Source organism: Iamia sp. SCSIO 61187, from assembly GCF_019443745.1.
Taxonomy (GTDB): Bacteria; Actinomycetota; Acidimicrobiia; order Acidimicrobiales; family Iamiaceae; genus Iamia.
Map to the genome: position 1 here is coordinate 4,279,799 of NZ_CP050948.1, position 18,383 is coordinate 4,298,181.

The following is an 18,383-nucleotide window of genomic DNA, read 5'->3' on the forward strand; positions in this document are numbered from 1 at the left end:
CGTGCCGCCGGCCCCGTCGTCTCGCTCCTGGCGGCCCCTCGCGCTCGCCGCCGGGGCCGCCGTCGCGCTCGTCGTCGCCGTCCTGCTCTCGATCAGCCACGCCGAGCCCCGCCTGCGCCCGGCGTCGTCGATCCCGACCACGACCTCGACCTCTCCCACGATGACGGCGCCGTACCGGCCGGTGGAGTCGTCCTCGACCGACGCCGCCACCGACTCGGCGTCGACGACCACGGCGGCCGCAGCACCGGCCGGCCTCGGCGTCCTCCCGGCCCGGACGAGCGAGGTGGCGACGGTCCGGACCGGCGTCGACGAGGTCCCCGTCTACGCCAGCGCCGAGGCGGCGGAGGTGGCCCAGACGATCCCGGCCACGGGGGACTACGGCCAGCAGCAGGTGTTCCTGGTGGCCGGCCGGTCGGGCGAGCGGCTCGAGGTCCTGCTCCCGGTGCGCCCCAACGGCAGCCGGGGGTGGATCGACGCCTCCGCCGTCGACGTCGCCACCCACGACTACCAGATCCAGGTGTCGCTCTCGGGCTACCGGATGCTCGTCCAGCGGGGGTCGGAGGTCGTGATCGACACCGCCATCGGCGTCGGCACCCAGGACACACCCACCGTCGGCGGCGACTTCTACACCTGGGTCCTGATCGACCCGACCAACGCCGGGTACGGGTCCTACGCCTACGGCCTGTCGGGGTTCTCGACGCTCGAGCAGTTCGCCGGCGGTGACGGGCGCATGGGCATCCACGGCACCACCGACGCCAGCTCGATCGGCCGGAACGTCAGCCACGGCTGCGTCCGGATCCCCGACGACGTCGTCGTGCAGATGGTCGAGGACATCGGCCTCCCCCTCGGCGTCCCCGTCACCGTCCTCGCCTGAACCGTTCTGTCAATCCCCGTGGGGCGCCACGCCCCATGAGGATTGACAGAACGCGTCAGAGGGAGCCGAGCCAGTCGGCGACGGTGGCGGCGATGGCGGCGTCCTGGCCCTTGGGCGAGTGGCCGCCGGGGACCCAGACGTGGGTGACGGGTCCGGCGATGGCGGCGGTGTGGTGCTCGATCTCCTCGGGGGAGCCGAAGGGGTCCCTCGACCCACCGACGAAGAGGCAGGGCACGGTGATCCGGGGCAGGTGCTCGATCCGCAGCTTCTCGGGCTTGCCCGGGGGGTGGAGGGGATAGCTGAGCAGCACGAGCGCGGCGGCGGGGAGCCCCTCGGCCACCGCCATCGAGCACATCCGCCCGCCCATCGACCGGCCGCCGAGGGCGATCCGGTCCGGGGCCACCCCGGCCGACGCCGCCAGCCCGACCGCCTCCTCGCGCACGGACGCGATCAGCTTGGGCGCCCGGTCCGGGGCCTTGCGCCCCTCCCGGCGGTAGGGGAAGTCCATGCGGACGGTCGGCACGGCGACCGCCTGCTCCACCGCGACCAGGGCCGGGCTCTCGCGGTCGGCCCCGGCCCCGGGGGCGAGGAGCAGCGCCTCGACGGTGGCCATCAGCTGGCGAGCAGGATGCGCCGGGCCTCGGTCAGCTCGGCGATCCGCTCGGCGGCCTCGACCTCGCCGCCACCGTGGTCGGGGTGGGCGACGCGCAGCAGCTCGCGGAAGCGGCGCTGGACGTCCTTGCGCCCGGGCGTCGGGCCGGCCAGGCCGAGGACCGTGAGGGCCCAGGCCTCCGGGTCGGCGTACCGGGCGGCGGCGGTGACGATCCCCGCGCCCTGGCCGCTGACGGCGGTGAGGATCGAGTCGTCGAGGGCGCCCCGCCAGTGCAGCCCCCGGCGCACGACCCGCATCACCGGTCCACGGCTCTCGATCGGGAGCCGGCCGGCGGCGTAGACGACGGCCAGGACCTGCGGGCCCGGCGAGGTGCCCTCCGACAGGTCGAGGTCGAGGTGCATCCGCTCGCCGTCGCCGGTGAGGCGGTGGATCCGCCGGGTGAGCCCGACGTGGTCGGTCTGGAACCGGTGGCGGAGGCGGGGCTGGGGGATCGTGTGGCCCAGCTCCAGCTGGTGGGTCAGGCGCTCGAGGTCACCGTGGAGGTCGGGGTCGACCCGGCCGACGAAGGCGGCGGCCACGGCGCCGAGCAGGATCCCTCCGAACCCGGGCGCGGGTGAGACGGGCAGGGTGCAGGAGCCGAGCGCGACCCGTCGGGTCGGGGCGATCGGCCGCGACTGGAACACCTCCAGCTCGGCCAGGACCATCGGTCGAGCGTACCGGCCCCCCGGCTCGTCGGGCTCCTCGGGGCGTCGTCTTCGGCGGCGCGCCCGGGTCTTCTCGTCAGACCAGCGGGCGGATGTGGGAGCGCAGCGCCGTGGCCGCGTCGACGACCTCGTCGTCGGTCGAGTCGGTCTCGCCGAGGGTGTCGCGCAGGGCCTCGACCAGGTCGGTGATGGTGCCCCACGCAGCCTCGTCGAACCCGAACGGGAGGCCCATCGCCAGCGCCGACTCGGCGGCGTCGTCGAAGCGCACGGTGGCGGGCCGGTCCGAGGGATCGTGGAGGAGGCGGTCGCTGCTCACGAACAGCTCCGACAGGACCTCCTGGGCGTCGGGCCCGTCGAGCTCGTCCTCGGTGGGCTGCTCGTCCTCCCACGCCGCCGTCACCTGCTCGACCAGGTCGTCGACCCGCTCCTCGTCGTCGACGCCCACGGTGATCTCCCGGTAGCCCCGCATGTGGGGGATCCGGTGCTCGATCAGGACCTCGAGGAAGCGCTCCTCCAGGCCGGGCGGCCAGTCGCCGACCTCGTAGATCACCGGCTCGACGTCGGGCGACAGGTCGAGGGCGATGCGCTCCTCGATGTAGTCGATCAGGTCGTCGACCACCTCCGCGTCCGACGCCCGGACGACCAGGGTGCTGGCCTCCCACGCCCGCCGCACCCGGGCCGCCGCCAGCTCCCCGTCGAGCAGCTGGCGCTCGCGCGCCCCCCAGTCGGCCAGCTCGAACTCGACCTGCCCGGTGTCGACCAGCTCCTCGTCGTCGTCGTCCTCGTCGTCGTCCTCGTCGTCGTCCTCGTCGTCGTCCTCGTCGTCGTCGGCGTCGGCGTCGGCGTCGGCGTCGGCGTCGGCGTCGATGGCATCGACGGCAGCCTCCTCGTCCTCGGCGGTCACGGCGACGGCGTCGACCTCGTCGTCCTCGGGGTCCTCGTCGACCCGGACGCCGTCGACGGTCTCGTCGTCGGTGCCGGCGTCCTCCGCGTCCGCGTCGGTGGCGTCGACGGCGACGTCGGCACCCGCCGTCACCGCCTCGACGGGGTCGGTCTCTCGCCCCTCGTCAGCATCGTCGACCTCGGTGTCGGCCGCATCCGAGCGTGACCGCTTGCGCGAGAACAGTCCCATGCCGCCAGTATCCCGCACGGGGTTCGGTCGCCCGGACCCGTGCCTGGCGGGCCAGCCGGCTCGGCGCTCGCAGGCCATCCGGTCGCCGGCTGCTGCACATCGGTCGTACCGATGGCTCGTACGGCGGTGGCGCTGCGGGCTGGTGGAGTGCTCGCCGCTCGATGGGCCCGGGCGAGGTCTTCTCGGCCTCACCTCGTCAGGGTCGTGCACGGACCGTTGTGGCCGGTCTCGCGCCGGGCGCTGTGTGGCCTTCTGCGGGCCGGGTACCTGTTTCGGGCACGACTTCCCACAACCGGTCTGCGGGCCTCACAGGGCCACACAGGAGACGGGAGACCCGAGGATTTCTTGGGTTTCCGGGGTTCGATTCCCGTCTGTCGGGTATCATGGGTGTCATGTTCGAGGCGCTCGCCACCACCATCGATGACCTGGACATCCCGGTCGATGGCGACGCCCTCGAAGAAGCGCTGTACCTGCGTGACCGCCTCGACGCCAAGATCTCCCAGGCGGTGGGGTCCTTCGAGGCCACCAACGAGTACGACACCGCAGATGGCTGCCCGACCATGGCGACCTGGCTGCGGGTCAAGGGGCGGATGACCGCTCATGACGCCCAACGCACGGCCAAGACCGCCCGCCGGCTCGGCCACCTCCCGATCCTGCAGACGGCGTGGCTCGACGGATCGGTGTCCGGGGGGCACGTCGCCGCCGTCGTGGCGAACCTCAACGACCGCACCGCACCGCTGTTCCAGGACGAGGAAGCCAACCTCGTCCGCGTGTTGGGCGAGCTCGACGTCACCGGGGCCGTGGTGGCGATGAAGACCTGGGCCGCCCATGCCAAGGAGATCGTCGACGACGGCCACGAAGGCGAGCCCGACCCGGACCGCTCCGCCCACCTGTCACCAACCCTCAACGGCGGGCGGTTGGACGCGAACCTCGAACCAGAGGCCTTCCACGCCGCCCAAGCCGCCCTCAGGTTGGTGATGGGCAAGCGCGGTGAGGACGACGAGCGGACACCCGCGCAGCGGCGCCACGACGGCCTCGCCGAGATCTTCAACCACTTCCTCGACCACCAACACGACCACAAGGGCGGCCGCCACCGCCCCCACGTCAACATCACCATCGGCCTCGAGTCGCTGATCGAGGGCAAGGGCCAGGGCAGCTTCGACGACGGCACCCCGGTCGACGCCCACACCGCACGACGGTTGGCGTGTGATGCGAACATCCACCGGGTCATCACCAAGGCTGACGGCACCGTGCTCGACTACGGGCGGAGCACACGGACGATCCCGGCGCCGTTGTTCCAGGCGCTGTGCATCAGGGACAAGGGCTGTCGGTTCCCGGGCTGTGACCGACCCGCGCATCGCACCGATGGCCACCACGTGGCCGAGTGGATCGCCCACCACGGCCCGACGAACCCACGCAACCTCGTGCTGCTCTGTCGGTACCACCACGGCGTCGTCCACCGCCCCGGCTGGACCATCGAGCTGATGCCCGACGCGACGGTGATCGTCACCACCCCCGACGGGCGAAAGCGACGATCCCAGCCCGTCGACCGACGGGCCCTCGCCGCCTGAACCCCGACACCCCAGGTGAGCCCGCCCCGAGCGGGCTCACCACCGCGCCGGGAGGCGGGCGGAGCTACTCGGGGCTGGTGAGGGCGAGGATCTCGTCGCCGTACTTCTGGAGCTTGCTGGGGCCAATGCCGGGGACGGAGGCCAGCTCCCGCGAAGAGGTCGGCGCCCGCTGGGCGATGGCCCGCAGGGTGGCGTCGGAGGCGACGACGTAGGCGGGGACGCCATCGGCCCGGCTGCGCTCGCGCCGCCAGGCCTTGAGACGCTCCTCCCGCTCCCCCGCCTCCCCCTCCAGGGGGTCGCCCTTGGGGGCTCGGCCGCCCTCGGAGCGGCCCTTCGCCGTCGCCGCCGGGGCCGTGGTCCGCACGATCGGGGACGGCGCCGCCCGGCGCGGGGCGTCGCCGGTCAGCTCGGCCAGGAACGGCGACGGGCGGCTCTCGTCGCCCAGCACCACGACCCGGGACCGCCCCCGGGTGATGGCGACGTGGAGGACGCGCCGCTCCTCCTCCTCGTCGGCCGCCAGCCGGTGGGGCAGCAGCCCGGCGGTCACGCCGGCGACGACGACGCACGGCCACTCCCGCCCCTTCACCCGGTGCACCGTCGACAGGGTCACCGCCGGCCCCCGAGGGGACGCCTGGCCGAGGGCCCGACGCAGCCAGGGCTCGAACCCGTCGAGCTCGGGATGCAGGTCGGCCACCTGGATCAGGGCCTCGAGGTCGTCGAGCTGGCTCGAGCCCTCCCCGCCCTTCGACCGGTCGAGGCCCTCCATGGCCTCGCCCAGCCCGATGCGGTCGCGGATGACCTCGAGGGCCTGGCGGGTCGTGCCGGTGCCGGCCGAGGCCACGATCCCGAGGTCGGCGGCCAGGGTGGCGATCTTGTCGGCGACCTTGACGTCGTCGATCCGGGTGGCGATGGCGGCGACCTCGGCCACGGTCATGGACCGCCGGAACCACTTGGTGATCCACTGGGGCAGCCTTCGGCTGGGCCGGCGGTAGACCTCGGCCAGGTCCTCGGGCCGGATGGCCGTCGGGTCGGCGGCGATGCGCAGGTAGGCGAGGGCGGCGCGGGCGCCCGTGCGATCGAGGAGCTCGGTCCCCACCGTGGCCCGCACGGGGATCTGGGCCTCGGCCAGGGCGACCACCGGAGCCAGGAGGAGGGCGTGGACCCGGGTCAGGACCGCGATGTCGCCCAGCGGGCGACCCTCGTCGATCCAGCCCTGCACCGCCGCCACGAGGGCGCCGGCTCCGCCGGACGGGTCGTGGCCGACGATGCGGAAGGCGTCGGGCGAGACGTCGGCGTCGGGGCGGGGGCGGATCTCCTTGGCGACGCGCCGGTGGTTGTACGACAGCAGCGTGGCCGCGGCCTCGACGATGGGCGCGGCGCAGCGGTGGTTGACCTCGAGGGCGTGCTCACCGCCACCGGGGAACCAGGTGGCGAAGTCGATGAGGAACCGGGGGTCGGCGCCGGCGTGGCCGTAGATCACCTGGTCGTCGTCGCCGACGCCGAAGACGTCGAGCGGCGGGCCGGCGACCAGCCGGACCAGCACCACGTGGGCGGGCGTGAGGTCCTGGAGCTCGTCGACGAGGAGGTGGCGGTGGCGGGACTGGACGTCGCGGCGGAGCTCTCCGTCGGTGAGGAGCGCCTCGATGGCGGCGCAGATCTGCTCGTCGAAGTCGACGACGCCCCGCCGGGCCAGCTCCTCCCGGTAGGGGTCGACGATGCCGGCGAAGCCGGGCACGTCGCCCCGCTCCTCCTCGACCTCCCGAGGGCTGCGCAGCCCGAGGCGGACCTCGGTGAGCGCCTCCAGGTAGGGGGCGACGGGGTCGGTGTTGGCCTGGCGCCGGCGCTTGGGCAGCAGGCCGTCGAGGAGGCGGCGCACCTCCCGCTCGTCGATGACCGGCGGGGCACCGCCCCGCTGGCGGGCGAGGACGGCGTAGGCCAGGCCGTTGAGCGTCTGGACGCGGGCGCCCAGCCCGTCGGTCCGCTCGACCATCTCGTCGCGGGCCTTGACGTTGTAGGCCACGGCCAGGGGCGACCCCGGCTCCCACCCGCGGTCGGCGATGAGGTGGCGCAGGCGTTCGGTGAGGACCCGGGTCTTGCCCGACCCGGCGGGGGCGACGATGCGGGCCGGCCCCCGCTCGTGGGCCACGGCGGCCATCTGGTCAGGAGCCAAGTCGGTGGACGGGGCGACCGGGGGCGGGGCGACCGCCAGGCGCCCGACCTCGACCGACTCGCGGTGGACGACGCCGAACCCACCGACCACCTCGGGGGCGAAGGGCTGGCGGGGGCCGCCGTCGACCCACAGCGGGGTGCCGTCGGCCAGCAGGAGGTCGGCCGGCCCCTCCGGCGTCGCCCGCGCCCCGTCGGCCAGACGGGCGGCCTTGACGCCCCACCACCACACCGGTTCGGCGGGGCGGGCGTCCCACGACGCAGCCCACACCAGGAAGTGGAGCCGGTCGAGCGGGCAGTCGACGTCGACGCCCAGGTCCCACGGCGTGCCCACGACGGGCACGGGCTCGCGGAAGCGGGACGGATCCACGCGCAGCTCGACGACGACCGGGCGCCGCTCGGCCCACGCCGCGTGGAGCTGGGCGACGACGCCTCCGGGCGCGGCCAGCACGGCCTCGTCCACGACGACCACCGGTGCGTCGGCCCACGCCGCCGGTGCGGTCTGGCCGCCGTCGATGACGACCGACCGGCCGAACGGCCCCGGCGACGGGTGGCTCACGACGCCCCGGCCGCGACCGCCGGCGCCTCGGCCTCGCCCCGGCGGACGACCTGGACCTCGGCGTCGAGCACCTCGCCCAGGAGGGAGGACCGCTCGAGGGCCGTGTGCAGCTCGAGGTCGATGTCCTGGCCGACGGTCGGGGTGACCTCGATGCGGACGACGTCGCCGTCGTGGGTGGCGCGCACCGACGCGACCCGCCGGGCGTGGGTGCGGTCGAGGCCGATGGCGGCGCGGAGCAGGGCGGCGAGCGAGCGGACGACGTCCTGCTCGTCGTCGGGGAGCCGGGCGAACTCGGCGTGACGGCCCTTGGGCGCGCTCTTGCGGTGGTAACGAGCCACCAGGGCGATGCGCTCGATCTCGGCGTCGGTGAAGCCGACCAGCCGGTCGCTGTGGCGGATCACGTAGTACGAGTGCTTGTGGTGCCCGTCGTGGCTCACCGTCAGGCCCACGTTGGCGAGGAGGGCGGCGGCCTCGAGGTGGTCGCGGGCGTCGGGCGGGAGCCCCATGGGCCCGGCCAGGTCGTCGTGGAGCTGGAGGGCGAGGGTGGCCACCCAGGCCGAGTGCTCGGGGTCGTCGTCGAAGGCGGAGGCGAGGTGCCGCACGCTCCGGCGGGCCACGTCGGTCAGGTGGTGCAGGGACCCGCCCCGGACCCGGTGCAGGGTGTCGATCAGCACGCCCTCGCGGAGGGCGGCCTCGCTGACCGTGAGCGACTCGATGCCGAACCGCTCCACCACGCCCTCGAGGATCAGGGCGCCGGCGGTGATGATGTCGACCCGCTTCGGGTCGAGGCCCTCGACCTCGTCGAGCGAGCCCTTGCGCGCCGCCCGGGCCAGCTCGGCAGCGACGGCACGGATCTCGTCGCCGGTCGCGGTGGCCCCGTTCCACGTGCGCACCGGCGCCTCGTCGCCCGCGCTGCGACGGGCCAGGCGGACGACCTGCTCGATGGTGCCCGACGACCCGACGGCGACCTCGAACCCGTGCTGGCGCACGGCCGGCTCGAAGGCGACGAGCGCCCCCCGGACGTGGCGCCGGCAGGCCTCGACGTCGGACTTCGACGGCGACCCGTCGGCGAAGAAGCGGTTGGTCAGGCGGACGGCGCCCACCTTGAGCGAGCGGGAGGCGAGGGTCTCGCCCTCGTGGCCGACGAGCAGCTCGGTGCTGCCGCCGCCGATGTCGCAGAGCAGCAGCCGGGAGTCGAACACGGGCAGGGCCGACAGCACGCCGAGGTGGATCAGCCGGGCCTCCTCGACGCCGGAGATGACCTCGACCTCGACGCCCGCCTCCCGGCGGGCCCGCTCCAGGAACACCTCGGGGTCCTGCGCCTCGCGGACGGCGGACGTGGCCACGGCCCGGAGCTCGGCGTCGTGGGCGTCGGCCAGCCGCCGGAACCGGTCGAGGGCGGCCACGCCCCGCTCCACGGCCTCCGGGGCCAGCTCCTTCATGTCCCCGGCGCCCTGGCCCAGGCGGACCTGCTCCTTCTCCCGGGAGATGACGTCGAAGCGGTCGCCCTCCACGACGCGGGCGATCACCATGTGCAGGGAGTTGGTGCCGACGTCCACCGCGGCGAGCACTTCGGTCACCCGCGAGACGCTACAAGCCCCCCGCGACACCCAGACCGGTGGCTCCTCAGTCGATGACCGCCTGCCACTGCTCGACGGGGACAGGCTCCGTCTCGGAGGTCGGGTTGGGCAGCTCGGGCAGGTTCCCACCCACCGCACCTGCGGACCAGGTTGCCCGCCAGTAGGCCTCGACGGTCACGTCCATGGTGCCGACGTCGATCCAGGTGTGGGTGAGGTCTCCGCCCCGTGGCGGTCCGCCCTGGGACGTCGTCTCGGTCGTGGCTCCGTCGCCCCAGTGGACCACGTAGCGCGGGGTCATGGTGATGACGATGTCGGGCCCGATGGGGTTGTCGATCGTCTGCGTCGGCGTGGGATCACCGCCGATCTCGAGGTAGGCCGTGATGCCGGTCACCGAGCCGTGGCCGTTGTTCACGACGAGGGGGGTCGGTGGGGGCGGGGCGACCTCGGTCTGCCACATCTGCTCGACGTAGGCGACGAGGTCGAAGGTCTCCTCGGCGGCGCAGACACCCCAGGCCTGGGCATCGTTGTACTCGGTCAACGTGGCCTGGACCTCGGCCCACGTCTGGCCGCCCTGTCCCTCGGCGACGGTCGCTCCCCAACAGCCGTCGTCGTACTGGTAGGTGCCGTCCTCGGGAGCGAGACCGTCGAAGAAGTCGACCTGGTAGGTCACCGGGGGGCCGTCGCTGTTGCCACTGAAGTCGGGGACCTCGGACCCGAGCGGCACCCCGTTCGAGTCGGAGAACCCGAAGGTCCCGTTGCCGGAGCTCCCGTCCGGGTCGGCGCCGGCGGGGACCGCCGCCCCGACGAGGCAACCGACGACGAGAGCGAGCGCCAGGGCTGCGGTGGTGGCTCGTCTGCTCACCGTCACCCCTCGCAGCTCGCGCCGGCGAACGACCCACCGTCCTCGGTGGACCCCAGGGCCGAGAACCGCCATCCGGTCTGGGCCTCGCTGGGCTCGATCTTGAAGAACCGCTTGATGGGGCCGGGGACGGCTGCGCCCACCAGCGGACGCAGGTCGAACACGGCCGAGCCCGAGGCACACCCTGGTTGGCTGATCTCGACCGTGACGTCGGTGATCGGGATGGGGCCGGGCTCCGGCACCACGGCGGCCAACCCACCGACGCTCTCGATGCCGGAGATCTCGTTCTCGAGCAGGTCCGGGAAGAAGATGCGCGCCAGGTCGCCCCGGAACTGCTCGTCGAGGCCTCCCCTCTCGCGGGCCGCGACGAAGCTGGCGACGTAGGCCTCGTACAGGCGCTCGAGCTCGCCGGCGACCTCGGCGTCGGTGAGCGGCGTGCCGGCGTCCTCCGAGCCCGCCTCGCTCGTCCCCGTGCCCTCCGTGGTCGTCGTCGTCTCGTCGGTGTCCTCGGTGGTCGTGGTCTCCTCACCGCCCTCGCCGCCGGCGGCGGAGGCCTCGGTGGTGGGCGACGTCGTCGTGGGGCTGGTGTCGTCGCCGCCGTCGTCGGAGCAGGCGGCCGCGGTGACGGCCACCAGGACCAGGCTCAGCAGGAGGGCGGACGGCGCGCGACGGAGGACCCGTCGCATGCCCAGGGGGGAAGTGCGCATGCTCCGACCTGGATACCCCCTCCGGCCGGGCCGAACACCCTTCGTTCCGGGGTCGCCACCCCGGGCGGCGGGGTCAGCGGGTGCCACCACGGCCGAGGGTTGCGGCCTACGGCGCCGATCAGCGCCTCCACTACTGTCCGACCATGGCGCCCGATCCACAGGTCCCCGACCGCAACCTGGCCATGGAGCTGGTGCGGGTCACCGAAGCCGCGGCCATGGCCGCCTCCCGCTGGATGGGCCGAGGGGACAAGATCGGGGCCGACGGCGCCGCCGTCGACGCCATGCGCGTCGTCCTCGACACCGTCTCGATGGATGGCATCGTCGTCATCGGCGAGGGCGAGAAGGACGAGGCGCCGATGCTCTACAACGGCGAGCGCATCGGCGACGGCAACCCGCCGGAGACCGACATCGCCGTGGACCCGGTCGAGGGCACGACGCTCACCGCCCTGGGCCGGGGCGGGGCCATCTCGGTCATCGCCGTCTCGGAGCGGGGGACGATGTTCAACCCCGGCCCCTGCGTCTACATGGAGAAGATCGCCGTGGGCCCGGAGGCGGCCGGGCTGATCGACGTCACCGCCTCGGTGGCCGACAACCTGCAGGCCGTGGCCAAGGCCAAGGGCGAGTCGGTGCGGGACCTCACCGCCGTCGTCCTCGACCGGCCCCGCCACGCCGACCTGATCCGGGAGATCCGGGAGGCGGGCGCCCGCATCCGCCTCATCCAGGACGGCGACGTGATCGGCGTCGTCTCCACGGCCTGGCCCGACGCCGGCGCCGACATCCTCTTCGGCATCGGCGGCACCCCCGAGGGCGTCCTGGCGGCGGCGGCCATGAAGTGCATGGGCGGGGAGATCCAGGGCCGGCTCTGGCCCCGCGACGACGCCGAGCGCCAGGCCGCCGTCGACGCCGGCTACGACCTCGAGCGGGTCCTCCACACCGACGACCTGGTGCGCGGGGACAACGCCTTCTTCGCCGCCACCGGCATCACCGACGGCGACGTCCTCAAGGGCGTCCACTACACCTCGATCGGGATCACCACCCAGTCGCTGGTGATGCGGTCGAAGTCGGGCACCGTCCGCCAGGTCGACGCCCGCCACCACAGCCAGAAGCTCAAGGCGATCAGCTCCGTGGACTACGGATGAGGCCGGCCCGCTCAGCTCGACGGCAGGGGGACGACGGGTGACCACGTCTGCGGAGGTCACCACCACCCTCTGGCACAACGCCCGCTGCTCGAAGTCCCGGCAGGCCAAGACGCTCCTCGAGGAGCTGGGCGTGGAGGCCGAGGTCCGCGAGTACCTCAAGGAGCCCCCGACGCGCGAGGAGCTCGAGGCCCTGATGGCGGCCCTCGGGCTCGACGACCCCCGCCCGCTGGTGCGCACCGGCGAGGACGCCTACCGCCAGCTCGGGCTGGCCGACGCCACCGCCGACGAGCTGCTCGACGCCCTGGTCGACAACCCGATCCTGCTGCAACGGCCCATCGTGGTCCGCGACGGCGTCGCCGTCATCGGCCGGCCGCCCGAGGACATCACCACCGTCCTCTGAGCCACCGTCCTCGACCCCGGCGAGACCACGTCGTGCCGGGCCCGTCGTGGACCTGTGCCCGGTCCACCCGTGGGACCCACGCCGTCAGACCCACCCCGTCAGACCCACCCGCGTCGAACCCGCCGGCGGGGGGGAGGGACCGGCGGGTTCGATGCGGGTGGTTGTCACCGATCGCTTGGGGTGAGGTCCAGCACGGCGGGGGTGTGCCGGAGCTCGCGATCGGGACGGCGGCACCATGCCCGTCTCCGAGCGGCCCCAAACCACATGTGCGAAGATTTCTCCGGGCACCGGTGAGGGCGGATCCGCCCTGGTCAGCCGCCTACCGGGCGGCCCTCGGCCTCAGGCGTCGGTGTCGTGGCCGGCGGCGCGGAGGCGGACCTCGGCCCGCCGGGCAGCGCCGAGGGCCTCGTCGTCGTCGTCGGCGCCCCGGAGGGCGCTCTCGGCCCGCTGCTTGGCCGCCCGGGCCCGGGCCACGTCGATGCTGGTGGCCAGCTCGGCCTGGTCGGACAGCAGCGACACGCGGTCCTGGCTGACCTCGACGAAGCCGCCGTGGACGGCGACCTTGATCACGTCCCCGCCGACCTGGGCGATCTCGGTGACGCCCTGGCCCAGCTGGCCGAGGTAGGTGGTGTGGCCGGGGAGGAAGGCGATGTCGCCACCCTCCTCGACGCGCGTCACGACGCGCTCGGCCTCACCGGACCACAGCACCCGCTCGGGCGAGACGACCTGGACCTCGAGGGGCATCGGGCTACCTCACTCCCCCGCGGACTTGCGCAGCTCGGCCGCCTTGGCCTGGGCGGCCTCGGCGCCACCGACGTTCAGGAAGGCCTGCTCGGGCAGGTCGTCCAGGTCGCCGCGGACCAGGGCCTCGAAGCTGTCGACGGTCTCCTCGACGGGCGTGGTGATGCCCTCGAGACCGGTGAAGGTCTCGGCCACGTACATGGGCTGGGAGAGGAACCGCTGGATCTTGCGGGCCCGGTCGACGGTGACCCGGTCCTCCTCGGAGAGCTCGTCCATGCCGAGGATGGCGATGATGTCCTGCAGCTCCTTGTAGCGCTGGAGGATCTGCTGGACCGAGCGGGCCACGTCGTAGTGGCGCTGCCCGACGACCTCGGGGGCGAGGATGTTCGAGGTCGAGGCGAGCGGGTCCACGGCGGGGTAGATGCCGAGGGCGGCGATGTCGCGGGACAGCTCGGTGGTGCCGTCGAAGTGGGTGAACGAGCTGAACGGCGCCGGGTCGGTGTAGTCGTCGGCGGGCACGTACACGGCCTGCAGCGAGGTGATCGACCGGCCCCGGGTCGAGGTGATGCGCTCCTGGAGGACGCCCATCTCGTCGGCCAGGGTGGGCTGGTAGCCCACGGCCGAGGGCATGCGGCCCAGCAGGGTCGACACCTCCGAGCCGGCCTGGGTGAACCGGAAGATGTTGTCGACGAAGAGCAGCACGTCCTGCTGCTGCACGTCACGGAAGTACTCGGCCATGGTGAGGGCCGAGAGGGCCACCCGGAGGCGCACGCCCGGCGGCTCGTCCATCTGGCCGAAGCAGAGGGCGGCCTTCTCGAGGACGCCCGCCTCCTCCATCTCGATCATGAGGTCGGTGCCCTCACGGGTGCGCTCGCCCACGCCGGCGAACACCGACACACCACCGTGGTTCTGGGCGACGCGGCGGATCATCTCCTGGATGAGCACCGTCTTGCCCACGCCGGCGCCGCCGAAGAGGCCGATCTTGCCGCCGGTCTTGTAGGGGGTGAGGAGGTCGATGACCTTGATGCCGGTCTCGAACACCGTCGAGGACGGCTCCTGGGCGTCGAAGGTCGGCGAGTCCCGGTGGATCTCCCAACGGGTCTCGACCTCGCCCAGCTCCTCGGAGCTGACGTCGAGGGGCTCGCCGATCACGTTGAACACGTGGCCGAGGACGACGTCGCCGACGGGCACGGTGATGCCGGCGCCGGTGTTGACCACGGCCTGGCCGCGGCGGAGGCCGTCGGTGGGCTTGAGGCAGATGGCGCGGACGCGCCCGTCTCCGATCTGCTGGGCCACCTCGGCCCGCACCTCGGTGGTCTCCCCACCCGACTCGATGGTCATCGAGAGGCAGGTGTTGATCTCGGGCATGGCGCCGCGGGGGAACTCGACGTCGACCACGGGGCCGGCGACGGTGACGACACGGCCGTCCTTGAGGGTCACGTCTGGCTCGGTGCTGGTCACGAGGCGTCTCCTACGGGGAAGTGAAGGGTGCGGTGCGGAGGCACCGGGTGGTCGAAGGGGTCGGACTGGAAGACGTGGTCGATGAGCAGCTCATCGGGGTCGTCGGCGTTGGCCGTCCGGAGGGCCTCGGCGCCGCCCACGATCTCCATGATCTCGTTGGTGATGCTGTCCTGCCGGGCCCGGTTCATCACCCGGGTGAGCTTGATGATCAGCTCCTCGGCGTTGTCGGTGGCGGCCTTCATGGCCCGCTGGCGGCTGGCGTGCTCGGAGGCGGCGGAGTCCAGGAGGGCGGCGAAGAGCCGGGCGGTGACGTAGCGCGGGAGGAGTGACTCGAGGATGGGCCCGGGGTCGGGCTCGAACTCGTAGGCCGAGGTGGCCCGCTCTTCGGAGGCGGACTCCCCGCCCACCCCGGTGAGGGGCATGAACTTGCGCACCACGACGTCCTGCTGGCCCATGGACACGAACCGGGTGAAGACCAGCACGACCTCCTGGACCTCACCGGAGGTGTAGAGGTCGGTGATGACCTCGCCGATGCCGACGGCGTCGTCGTAGGTCGGCGAGTCGCTGATGCCCTCGAAGCTCTCGGCGATGTCGTAGCTGCGGTAGGCGAAGTAGCCCTGGGCCTTGCGGCCGACGGTGATGAGGGCGTAGTCGGCGCCCTCGCCCTGGCGGGCCTGGATCTCGCGCTCGGCCGCCCGGATGACCGAGGTGTTGTAGCCCCCGGCCAGGCCGCGGTCGGACGAGACGACGACGAAGGCCACCTTGCGGACGTCCTCGGCCGCCTGCAGCAGCGGGTGGTCGGTGATGCCACCGTTCTCGGCCAGGTGCTGGATCACGTCGGTGAGCAGCTCGCTGTAGGGCCGCGCTTCGTGGGCCCGCTGCTGGGCCTTGGCCACGCGGGTCGCGGCGATGAGCTCCATCGCCCGGGTGATCTTCTTGGTCGACTGGACGCTCTTGATGCGGCGTCGCAGGACCCGTTCCTGGCCTCCGGCCACGGTGTCTCCTAGGCCTCGGTGTCGTCGGTGCGGTCGACCTGGTCCTCGGGCAAGATGCCCTCGGGCCGGCCGCCGGCCTTGGTGAGGTCGGCGTGGCCGGGGTCGAGCTGCTCGGGCTGGTGCCCGGGCTCGTCGCTGGCCGAGAAGACCTCGTTGAAGCTGTCGAGGGCGGCCTTGAGGGCGTCCTCGTCGAGCTTGCCGGTCGTGCGGATGTCCTCGAGCAGGCCCTTGTTGCGGCTGCGGAAGACGTCGAGCAGCTCGGCCTCCCAGCGCCGCACGTCGGCGACGGGGACCTTGTCGAGGTAGCCCCGGGTGCCGGCGTAGAGCACCACCACCTGCTCCTCGACCGGGAACGGCGAGTTGAGGCCCTGCTTGAGCAGCTCGGTGAGGCGGTAGCCCCGGTCGAGGGTGGCCTGCGACACGGCGTCGAGGTCGGAGCCGATGGAGGCGAACGACTCGAGCTCGCGGAACTGGGCCAGGTCGCCCTTGAGCGTGCCCACCGCGGTCTTCATGGCCTTGATCTGGGCGGCGCCGCCGACGCGGGACACGGACTGGCCCACGTTGATGGCGGGGCGGATGCCCGACTTGAACAGGTCGTCCTCGAGGAACACCTGGCCGTCGGTGATCGAGATCACGTTGGTCGGGATGTAGGCCGAGATGTCGCCGGCCTTGGTCTCGATGATCGGCAGGGCGGTCATGGAGCCGGCGCCGTTCTCGTCGGAGAGCTTGGCGGCCCGCTCCAGGAGGCGGCTGTGCAGGTAGAAGACGTCGCCGGGGTAGGCCTCGCGGCCCGGCGGGCGGCGCAGCAGCAGCGACACCGAGCGGTAGGCCTCGGCCTGCTTGGAGAGGTCGTCGTAGACGGCCAGGGCGTGCTCGCCGTTCTCCATCCAGTGCTGGCCCATGGCGCAGCCGGCGTAGGGGGCGAGGTACTTGTACGGGGCCGGGTCCGACGCCGGCGAGACCACGACGACGGTGTACTCCATGGCGCCGTGGCTCTCGAGGGTGGCGACGGTCTGGGCGACGGTCGAGGCCTTCTGCCCGATCGCCACGTACACGCACTTCACCCCGAGACCCTTCTGGTTCAGGATCGTGTCGATGGCGACGACGGTCTTGCCCGTCTTGCGGTCGCCGATGATCAGCTCGCGCTGACCCCGGCCGATCGGCGTCATGGCGTCGATGGCCTTGATGCCGGTCTGGAGGGGCTCGTGCACGGGCTTGCGGCCCATGATCCCGGGGGCCTGGACCTCCATGCGGCGGGTGCCCACGTTGGAGAGCGGGCCCTTGCCGTCGACGGGCTCGCCGAGGGTGTTGACGACGCGGCCGAGGAGGCCGTCGCCGCACGGGACCGAGAGGATCTCGCCGGTGGCCCGGACGGCCTGGCCCTCGGCGATGTGGTCGACGTCGCCGAGCACGACGGCGCCGATCGACTCCTCGTCGAGGTTCAGCGCCAGCCCGATGGTGCCGTCGGCGAACTCGAGCATCTCGTTCACCGCGCAGTCGGGGAGGCCCTCGACGCGGGCGATGCCGTCGCCGACCTCGATGACCCGGCCGACCTGGGCCGCGGAGCTGTCGGGCTGGAAGTCCGCCAGGCTCTTGCGGAGGGCGGCGGTGATGTCGTCGGTGCTGATGGTGAGCTCAGCCATGGGGGCTCGCTTCTTCTCTTTGGAGGACTGGGTTCTAGATCGTGCTTAGAAGGCAGCGCGGAGCTGCTCGAGGCGGCGGCGGACGGTGCCGTCGAGGACGGTGTCACCGACCTCGGCGACGAGGCCGCCCTGGACGGTCGGGTCGACCACGACCTTGACCTCGACGTTCTTGCCGGTGGCCCGGGCGAGGGCCTCGGCCAGGCGGCTGGTCTGCTCGTCGGAGAGGGCGACGGCCGAGCGGACGCGAGCCACAGCCGACTCCCGGGAGGCGGCCCGCAGGCCGACCAGGGTGTCGACGATCGCCGGCAGCTCGCGGGCCCGACCGTTGCCGACCACGAGACCCACCAGGTTCACGGTGGTCGGCTGGGCCTTGCCCTCGAGCAGGTCGGTGACGATCTGCTGGCGCCGGGCCGGCTCGATGTGCGGGTCCGAGAGGGTCTCGAGGAGCTCGTCGTTGCCCTCGAGGATCCGGGCGAACCGGAACAGCTCGTCCTCGACCTCGCCGAGGGAGTCCTCGGCGCTGATCACGGCCAGGAAGGCCGAGGCGTAGGCATCGCTCCTGTCGGCCATCAGCTGCTGGCCCCCACCGACTCGATGTAGCTGTCGATGAGCGCCCGGTTGGTGGCGTCGTCGAGGTTGCGCTCGACGACCCGCTCGGCGGCACCGAGGGCCAGGGCGGTGATCTCGCCGCGGAGGTCGGCCAGGGCCTGCGCCTTCGAGGCCTCGATCTCCGTGGCGGCCCGCTGGCGCATCTCGGCGATCTCGCCGTCGATGGCCGCGATCCGCTCCTGGCGGACGGCGTCGGCGTCCTGCCGGGCCTCCTCGAGGATGCGGGCCGACTCGTTGCGGGCGTCGGCCAGCTGGGCGTGGTACTGGGCCAGGACCTTGTCGGCCTCGGCCTTGCTGGCCTCGGCGCCCTCGATGTCGCCCCGGATCTTCTCGGTGCGGTCGTTCATGGCCTTCTTGATGGCCGGGTAGCCCTTCCAGAAGAGGAAGCCGAAGACGACCAGGAAGCCGAAGGCGCCCCAGATGATCTCGTTCGTCTCGGGCAGGATCGGGCTCGGGGCCTCCTGGCACTCGACGTCGATGGAGTTGGCCTCCTCGAGCTCGTGGATGCACTCCTCGACGGCGTGGTCGAGCTCTCCTGCGGCGCCGGCCGGGGCCGACGTGAACAGGAGCGTGCCCAGACCGATCACCGCCGCGGCCACGAGGGCCATGCGTCGGGTCGTGGTCATCGGA

General features: G+C 72.9%; 17 protein-coding genes. 4 read left to right on the top strand and 13 right to left on the bottom strand.

Annotated features, from left to right (window positions below):
* The first annotated feature begins 1 nt into the window (after position 1).
* Entirely contained in the window at positions 2-874 is an 873-nt protein-coding gene (locus HC251_RS20560) for a L,D-transpeptidase (protein WP_219942466.1), read from the top strand.
* A gap of 55 nt (positions 875-929) precedes the next feature.
* Here the strand turns inward: HC251_RS20560 and HC251_RS20565 are convergent, their stop codons facing one another.
* The 3 genes from HC251_RS20565 to HC251_RS20575 all read right to left on the bottom strand — a co-directional run bounded on the left by HC251_RS20565 (position 930) and on the right by HC251_RS20575 (position 3,323).
* Positions 930-1,487, bottom strand: coding sequence for an alpha/beta family hydrolase (locus HC251_RS20565; RefSeq protein WP_219942467.1), 558 nt, complete (start codon positions 1,485-1,487; stop codon positions 930-932).
* Positions 1,487-2,191 (bottom strand): J domain-containing protein, encoded by a 705-nt coding sequence (locus tag HC251_RS20570; RefSeq protein WP_219942468.1) that lies wholly within the window; start codon positions 2,189-2,191, stop codon positions 1,487-1,489. The genes HC251_RS20565 and HC251_RS20570 overlap by 1 nt, the downstream gene beginning before the upstream one ends.
* A 76-nt stretch (positions 2,192-2,267) precedes the next feature.
* Entirely contained in the window at positions 2,268-3,323 is a 1,056-nt protein-coding gene (locus tag HC251_RS20575; RefSeq protein ID WP_219942469.1) for a hypothetical protein, read from the bottom strand.
* A 392-nt stretch (positions 3,324-3,715) separates the two neighbouring features.
* Here HC251_RS20575 and HC251_RS20580 point away from each other — a divergent pair, with 392 nt between their 5' ends.
* Positions 3,716-4,894 carry an HNH endonuclease signature motif containing protein gene (locus tag HC251_RS20580; protein ID WP_219942470.1) on the top strand — a complete coding sequence of 393 codons (1,179 nt, stop codon included), beginning with the start codon at positions 3,716-3,718 and terminating at the stop codon, positions 4,892-4,894.
* Between the two features lie 64 nt (positions 4,895-4,958).
* Here the strand turns inward: HC251_RS20580 and HC251_RS20585 are convergent, their stop codons facing one another.
* Genes HC251_RS20585 through HC251_RS20600 form a run of 4 tightly spaced genes read right to left on the bottom strand, consistent with a single transcriptional unit; the run spans position 4,959 to position 10,765 of the window.
* Entirely contained in the window at positions 4,959-7,619 is a 2,661-nt protein-coding gene (locus tag HC251_RS20585; RefSeq protein WP_219942471.1) for an ATP-dependent DNA helicase UvrD2, read from the bottom strand.
* Positions 7,616-9,199, bottom strand: a complete 1,584-nt coding sequence (locus HC251_RS20590) for a Ppx/GppA phosphatase family protein (RefSeq protein ID WP_219942472.1) — start codon at positions 9,197-9,199, stop codon at positions 7,616-7,618. Before HC251_RS20590 ends, HC251_RS20585 begins: the two co-directional genes overlap by 4 nt.
* A 46-nt stretch (positions 9,200-9,245) precedes the next feature.
* Positions 9,246-10,061 carry a hypothetical protein gene (locus HC251_RS20595; protein WP_219942473.1) on the bottom strand — a complete coding sequence of 272 codons (816 nt, stop codon included), beginning with the start codon at positions 10,059-10,061 and terminating at the stop codon, positions 9,246-9,248.
* A 2-nt stretch (positions 10,062-10,063) separates the two neighbouring features.
* Positions 10,064-10,765 carry a hypothetical protein gene (locus HC251_RS20600; RefSeq protein WP_219942474.1) on the bottom strand — a complete coding sequence of 234 codons (702 nt, stop codon included), beginning with the start codon at positions 10,763-10,765 and terminating at the stop codon, positions 10,064-10,066.
* 143 nt (positions 10,766-10,908) lie between these two features.
* Here HC251_RS20600 and glpX point away from each other — a divergent pair, with 143 nt between their 5' ends.
* Entirely contained in the window at positions 10,909-11,904 is a 996-nt protein-coding gene (glpX, locus tag HC251_RS20605) for a class II fructose-bisphosphatase (protein ID WP_219942475.1), read from the top strand.
* Between the two features lie 37 nt (positions 11,905-11,941).
* On the top strand, positions 11,942-12,304 hold the full coding sequence (gene arsC / locus HC251_RS20610) for an arsenate reductase (glutaredoxin) (protein WP_219942476.1): 363 nt from the start codon (positions 11,942-11,944) through the stop codon (positions 12,302-12,304).
* 339 nt (positions 12,305-12,643) lie between these two features.
* Here the strand turns inward: arsC and atpC are convergent, their stop codons facing one another.
* From atpC to atpF, 6 genes are read right to left on the bottom strand one after another with little or no spacing between them, the layout of a single operon-like run.
* A complete protein-coding gene (gene atpC, locus HC251_RS20615; protein WP_219942477.1) occupies positions 12,644-13,048 on the bottom strand; it encodes an ATP synthase F1 subunit epsilon in 405 nt (134 codons plus the stop codon).
* Between the two features lie 9 nt (positions 13,049-13,057).
* Positions 13,058-14,506: a F0F1 ATP synthase subunit beta gene (gene atpD, locus HC251_RS20620; protein ID WP_255566507.1), complete on the bottom strand. Its 1,449-nt coding sequence runs from the start codon at positions 14,504-14,506 to the stop codon at positions 13,058-13,060.
* Positions 14,503-15,501 carry a F0F1 ATP synthase subunit gamma gene (locus tag HC251_RS20625; protein ID WP_219942478.1) on the bottom strand — a complete coding sequence of 333 codons (999 nt, stop codon included), beginning with the start codon at positions 15,499-15,501 and terminating at the stop codon, positions 14,503-14,505. Before HC251_RS20625 ends, atpD begins: the two co-directional genes overlap by 4 nt.
* An 8-nt stretch (positions 15,502-15,509) precedes the next feature.
* The gene (gene atpA, locus HC251_RS20630) at positions 15,510-17,144 is read right to left on the bottom strand and encodes a F0F1 ATP synthase subunit alpha (RefSeq protein ID WP_219942479.1); all 1,635 of its coding nucleotides are present in this window, start codon (positions 17,142-17,144) and stop codon (positions 15,510-15,512) included.
* Between the two features lie 45 nt (positions 17,145-17,189).
* Positions 17,190-17,714: an ATP synthase F1 subunit delta gene (gene atpH / locus HC251_RS20635; RefSeq protein ID WP_219942480.1), complete on the bottom strand. Its 525-nt coding sequence runs from the start codon at positions 17,712-17,714 to the stop codon at positions 17,190-17,192.
* The gene (atpF, locus tag HC251_RS20640; protein ID WP_219942481.1) at positions 17,714-18,379 is read right to left on the bottom strand and encodes a F0F1 ATP synthase subunit B; all 666 of its coding nucleotides are present in this window, start codon (positions 18,377-18,379) and stop codon (positions 17,714-17,716) included. The genes atpH and atpF overlap by 1 nt, the downstream gene beginning before the upstream one ends.
* Positions 18,380-18,383 lie beyond the last annotated feature (4 nt).